Here is a 5,810-nt window from a genome sequence, read left to right on the forward strand (position 1 = left end):
TAGGGCCGGACGCGGCAGGGGCCGAAGCCTGGCAGGATAGCAGCAGCAACATGGTCACCCTGCGCTTGGAGCTGGAGTGCGCGCCTGCAGAAGGGCCTTCTCCTTACCTCGTGGAGATCCAGACCTATGAAAATAGCGGCAACGCTCGCGTGCGCTTTGCCACCCGCGATGGCAGCGAGCTGGAAGACTACGACCTGCGCTACCTGAAGCCGCTGCCGGGGGTGAATAAACCTTGCGAGCCAGATCCGATCAAGGGTAGCCAGCTAGATCAAGATCAAAATCCTGTTCAGCGCTCCTGCGCGGTCAGCCTCAATTGTGATCCCAGGTGGACTGACTGGACGCCCGCTTGTAGAACCGATATTTGTCAACCCACCACCATCACCCAGACCAAAACAGCCACCTTGCCTGCCGGTTGCCCTGGCACTCCGCCAACACCGCAAACTCGGAGGTTCACCTGCTACCCTCAGTACAACTACGGGCCTTGGTCAGATTGGACGCCTCAGTGTACCCCGCAGCAGCAGTGTAGCGGCACCAGAATCACCCAAACCCGCAGCCGCACGGTAACGCCGCTCTGTACCAGCCAAAGCCCCTTTACTGAAACCCAAAACCAAACCATCACTTGCCAACCTCCGGGGGCTACCTGCACCTATACAGACTGGACTCCTGCGTGCACGGTGGTCAACGGCGGCCTGCATATAACTCAGAGCCGCACTGAGACCTGCACCTCGATTTGCGGGACCACCACCCGGACGCAAACCCAAACGGTTACCTGCCCGAAGACTTGCAACTACAGCGAGTGGAGCCCCTGGTCACCCCCAGATTGCAGCCAGGTTCAGGTTGCCTGCGGCCAAACTAGAACGGTTACTCAAACTCGAACGCGCAACCTGATTGCCAGCACCAGCAGCCCCACCTGTCCAGCAACCGAGACGCAGACGCAAAATCTCACCTGCCAGGGGCCTCCCTGCGGGCCGAGCGTCTTTGCCCCAGAAACTCCTTCCAAGAGCCCCTTGGGCGAGTGGATGGCAGCCAAGCCCAACACGGTGGAGCTGCGCCCCATTCAGGCAGTCGAGGCCGATCCGGAGCCGGAGACCATCAGCGTGAATACGGTGGCTGCGGCTCCTGCCGAGGGCGTAACCATTGCTCTGCAGCCGGAGCTTTCCCCGGTGCTGGAAGTGAAAGCAGGGGTGCCCAAGCCGCCCAAGTGGCCCAGCCCTGCCGAAGCTTTGCAAGCGGCCTTCAATTGGATCTTCGGCGAGCCGGCCTACGCCGCCCGCAACGGCCTGAGGAGCAACGTGTTGCTCAGCGAGATCGCCAACCCCAGCAAAGAGCCGGGCATCCGCCCCGCTGAAAGTGTCGCTCAGCCGATTGCTGGCAACCTGGCTCCAGGCACCGATGACTGGGCGCGGCTACTGCGGCGGAGGTTGCTCAAAGAGGATCAAAGCGTCCGCTGCGACTCTGAAGAAAAAGTTGGCCCCGACGGTGGCTTCTGGGTACCCGGCGTGTTCCGCCCCAACTTCAACGACCGCTTCAAGTACATCGCCTACACCGGTGCCAGCCGCCCCAGCACGTTGCGCACCATCGGAGGTGCTGATCCCACCTTTGAGGATCTCAACGGCAATGGCGCTTGGGATCCAGGCGAGCCGACGAACGTTTTGGATCGGGATCCGCTGTTTGGGTTTGATTTGGATCCCAACAAGCCAGGGCTAGAGATCCAGCCCCAGATGGCGCTCAACCCCTACGCCCGGGTCAACAAAAATGCTGCGGCGCAGGGTTACACCCCCGCATCCAAGTACGCGGACGGCTACTACATCGATCACAGGGGGAGTGAAAACATCCGCAACGGCCTGTGCTTCTACGTCAAGCCCAACGGCAACACCATCCAGGTGCAAATCGACCGGGATGGCGGCGGTGGCAATAACCCTGAGTGGGTAGATGTGGAGCCCTTCACCCTGGATCTGAACAGTCCCACCACCGGCTTTGCCGGCAACAACCCGGTGCTGGGGGTGATCCTGGACGAGGTGACGCGGCGGCCCATTCCCATTCCTCGCTTCCAGGAGCTGGCCTCCACCGATGTGAACCAGCGCCGCCGCAACGACAATGGCAGCCAAAACTGGCAACTGCAGCCGGCCCGAGAAACACGGGTCAACGCGGTGGCCGTTAGCGGTGTCCTCCCGTCGCGGCTGGATCAAACCGCCGGCGGTATGCACAACTTCCTGCGCCTCAACGAGCTGTGGAGAAATACCGACCTCTTCTTCAGCGGCTCGATGATCCAGCTCAACTACAGCACCTATGCCACCGGGCCCTTCCTGCAGCACAGCTTCGAGCCGCCCGATCTGGTAGCCGATCCAACCTTTGTGCGGGGCTACGACTACTACTACCCACCCAACCGCCGCTTCGGCTACGATGTGGGCCTGCAAATTGCCCGTCGTCCCGGCGCGGTGTCGGCTCGCTTCCAATTCCCCTCCAACACGCGCACGGAGTTCTTGCGGGAGTTGGATCCTCAGGATCCGTATGTGCGGCGGCTGCGCTGCGCACTCCAGAATCAGCCGGGTGTGCAGTTGGATCCGTCTGCCCAGATTGGTGGCTGCGAGGAGTTTAACTGATATTGACCTGGCCGGTCAGGGGCAGATTTAGGGTAGGGGCAGAAGAGGGAGGGATCCATGAACAAGTGGCGGCTTTGGCAGCAACACCAAGCGGAGGGTTTCACCCTCATTGAAGTCTTGGCTTCGGTCGTCCTCGTGGCCCTGGCCATGGCCGCCCTGGCCCCTACCCTCACGGTAATTGCTTACCGGCGCGCCATGAGCGAGCGGGTGGAGCTGGCCAACCGCCTAGCCCAGGAAGAGGTGGATCGCATCCGCACTCTGGTGGATATCGAGCTGGCTGCCAACCCTCGCGCTTTTGAGGATGATCCGGATCAACTGGCCCGTCTGCCCAAGGTGGGAGCCAACCCGCTGGCAAATACCCCACCTCCCACCAACATGGACACAGAGGGGGACAACTATTCCATTCGCGTGGCTCGGGTCCAAGTGCCGGGGCGTAACTCCGAAGAATACGTCATCCAAACCTTTCGCGACGCGGGGGCACCTTGCATCGACCGGCGCGAAAACAGGGTCATTCAGGGGGTTCCCTGCAGCTTTCTCATGGGGGTGAGGGTTTACCATCGCTTTTCTTTCGACCCGACCACTCGCCAAGCGCTGCCTGGATTGGGAACGGAGTTGGCTTCGGCCAGCCAGAACTTGGCCAATGCCGATGTCTGGCTCTTTCCACTAGCCACCTCCTTTGTAGAAGTTAACCCTGCTGCCAACTTGGGAGATGTTTGCCGGCAGATAGCCATTGACAGAGGCGAGAATCCCATCGAGAGGTGCCGGGCTTTCCCCCTGCCTGTTAATCCTGTTGCACCGTGAGGTAGAGCCTAAGTTCCTTCCTGCAAAACCTGTTGAAAGATGGAGGTGTTGGCCTGTGTTGATCTTTCGCCGCCAAGCCAGCAGAGGGTTTACCCTCATTGAGCTGTTGGTCTCACTGCTGGTTGCCTCCATCTTTCTCCTGGCCACCGCGATGATTGTCATCGAGACGATGCGGCTGGATCGGGAGGAGACAGGGCGCACCCAGGTGCAGGCGGAGCTGACCCAAGCCATGGAATATATCCAGCAGGATCTGGCGGAGGCTCTCTACATTTACAACGACACCGAACAACCCAATGGAGACGGGATCCCGGATGTTATCCAGCGGCTTTACACCCCCGGCTGGATCCGCCAACCCGCGGGCGCTATCCCGGTTGTCGCCTTTTGGAAGCTGGAGCCGATCCCGCAGGGATGCTACGCGGGCAACCCCACCTTGCAACAGATTCGCGAAGGCCGTGCTAGATTGCCCAACCAACCACCTGATGGGTTCCCGCGCGACCAGAACGGCAGAAATGCGGATTGGGAAACGCTGCTTAGCCGCCGCGGCATCTACACCTTGGTGGTGTATTACCTGCGCCGCAACTACAACAACGCCGGCAACTTGGCGGATGGTTCGACAACCCCTTGGGAAGGCAACGCGCGGATCGAGCGTTTTGAGCTGAGACCTTTTGCAAGGCAGGGGAACAACGACTGCGCCGGGCGCAGCCCGTTCTTTGTCGAAGATCCCGATCCTTTCCGAGATGGTTTCCTTGCTTGGCCTTCCGAGCAGGCCCGAGCACGCCAGATCCCGATTGCCGACAGGACAGATGGCCCCCGCCTGACAACTCTGGTCTCCAACATCTTCAGCAGCCGGGAGGGAAGTCCGCAGGTGGCGCCCGCTTGCCCGCAGGGCTATGCCTTTGGCGGGGGCAAGCCCGATGGCGTCACCTTCTCGGGGTTGGGAAATAACCAAAACGACGTGGGCTTCTACGTCTGCGTGCGGCAAAGCCCCGGTGCCGACCGACCGCAGGATGTGATCATCAACATCACGGCAACCGCCATGGAGCGGGCCAACCCCGGCCTCTTCCGCCGCTACATCCAGGATGCCACCAGCGTCGATATCTCAGAGGTGTCGCGCTACTTGCTGCCAATGCAAACACGGGTTCTTGCCCGCGGTGTTATCAACCGTCAGCTCTCCTAGGGGGAATGTCCACCATGTTGGCCTTGGAGAAAAAAGCAATTGGCCGAGCTCAGCCTTTTCGATCCCGGGGCTTTACGCTGACAGAAGTCCTAGCGGTGGTGGTCATCATCGGCATCCTGGCCGTGCTGGCGGTTCCTTCTGGGATCAACATCTGGGCGCGGATCCAGCTTGAGGATGCGCAGAACAGGGTGGAGCGAGCCTTGCGCACCGCCCGCACCAACGCCAGAGCCTCTCTCCTGGGCCGAGCTTGGGTGGTGGAGGTGGACAATTCAGAGCCAAACGTGCCGACTCTGGTTATCCAGGATGAGGAGGGCCTCTGCGATGAACCTACCCCCTGTCAGCGGGTGCGCCTGAATAACTTTGTAACGGTACGCAATAACTTCCCCAATGGCAGAGCCGTTTTTGACTCGGAAGGGCGAGCGCGTCAGCTAGGACGCTTTGTCGTCAGCAGCACCTACTCTCAGGGAGAAAACCGCTGCGTGGTGGTGAGCACTTTGATCGGCACTCTTCGCAAGGACAACAATCCGGAGTGTGGCAATGTAACCAGCGAGCCAGAGGAAGGATAGCTGGGGTAGGATGGTCAGGCCGTGGCTGAAAGGTTGCCAGGCTCCTGTCCTAAGCTGCCGTAGGTCATTGGCTATGCTTACCTCTTCCCCAACTCTTGAAGCTCCACAAAAAGCCTTCCCCTGGCAAACTCGGCAGCCTGCTTTGCTCGTGCTGGCCGATGGCACTTCCTTTGCCGGCTGGTCTTTTGGGGCGCTGGGCACGGCAGCGGGCGAGGTGGTGTTCAACACGGGCATGACCGGCTACCAGGAGGTGATGACTGATCCCAGCTACCGGGGGCAGATCGTTACTTTTACCTGCCCTGAGCTGGGAAACACCGGAGTCAATGAGCTGGATCAAGAATCGGCCCGGCCCCAGGTCGCGGGAGTGATTGCCCGCAACGTGTCGCGCCTTGCTAGCTCCTGGCGAGCCACGGGGACACTGCCTGACTACCTCAAACAGCACGGGATCCCGGCCATTGCCGGGGTGGATACGCGGGCTTTGACGCGGCGGCTGCGCTCCCAGGGGGTGATGAATGGAGCTATTTCGACCGAGATCCTGGACCCGCAGGCGTTGCTGGAGCAGGTGCGCCAAGCCCCTTCCATGCAGGGGCTAAGCCTGGCGGCAGAGGTTACAACGCCCAAGCCTTACGAGTGGCTGGAGCCCACCCCCGCCGACTGGGACTA

The 5,810-nt window shown here is 60.8% G+C and carries 4 protein-coding genes and 1 pseudogene; all 5 read left to right on the forward strand.

Annotated features, from left to right (window positions below; translation table 11 throughout):
- A pseudogene (locus NW809_RS10190) lies at positions 1 to 2,603 on the forward strand (type II secretion system protein); the annotation flags it as partial.
- A 57-nt stretch (positions 2,604 to 2,660) separates the two neighbouring features.
- Positions 2,661 to 3,404, forward strand: coding sequence for a prepilin-type N-terminal cleavage/methylation domain-containing protein (locus NW809_RS10195; RefSeq protein WP_414402055.1), 744 nt, complete (start codon positions 2,661 to 2,663; stop codon positions 3,402 to 3,404).
- A gap of 55 nt (positions 3,405 to 3,459) precedes the next feature.
- Positions 3,460 to 4,581 (forward strand): type II secretion system protein J, encoded by a 1,122-nt coding sequence (locus NW809_RS10200; protein WP_414402056.1) that lies wholly within the window; start codon positions 3,460 to 3,462, stop codon positions 4,579 to 4,581.
- 5 nt (positions 4,582 to 4,586) lie between these two features.
- Positions 4,587 to 5,147 carry a Tfp pilus assembly protein FimT/FimU gene (locus NW809_RS10205; RefSeq protein ID WP_414402057.1) on the forward strand — a complete coding sequence of 187 codons (561 nt, stop codon included), beginning with the start codon at positions 4,587 to 4,589 and terminating at the stop codon, positions 5,145 to 5,147.
- Positions 5,148 to 5,220: 73 nt separating this feature from the next.
- On the forward strand, positions 5,221 to 5,810 hold a 590-nt coding region (locus NW809_RS10210), incomplete at its 3' end, for a carbamoyl-phosphate synthase domain-containing protein (RefSeq protein WP_414402058.1).

This window comes from Synechococcus sp. WC101, from assembly GCF_047461555.1.
Lineage (GTDB): Bacteria > Cyanobacteriota > Cyanobacteriia > Thermostichales > Thermostichaceae > Thermostichus.

Excerpts from the sequence above, each read along its gene's own strand:
- NW809_RS10205 (WP_414402057.1), top strand. The coding sequence starts at position 4,587 with ATGTCCACCATGTTGGCCTTGGAGAAAAAAGCAATTGGCCGAGCTCAG.
- NW809_RS10195 (WP_414402055.1), top strand. The coding sequence starts at position 2,661 with ATGAACAAGTGGCGGCTTTGGCAGCAACACCAAGCGGAGGGTTTCACC.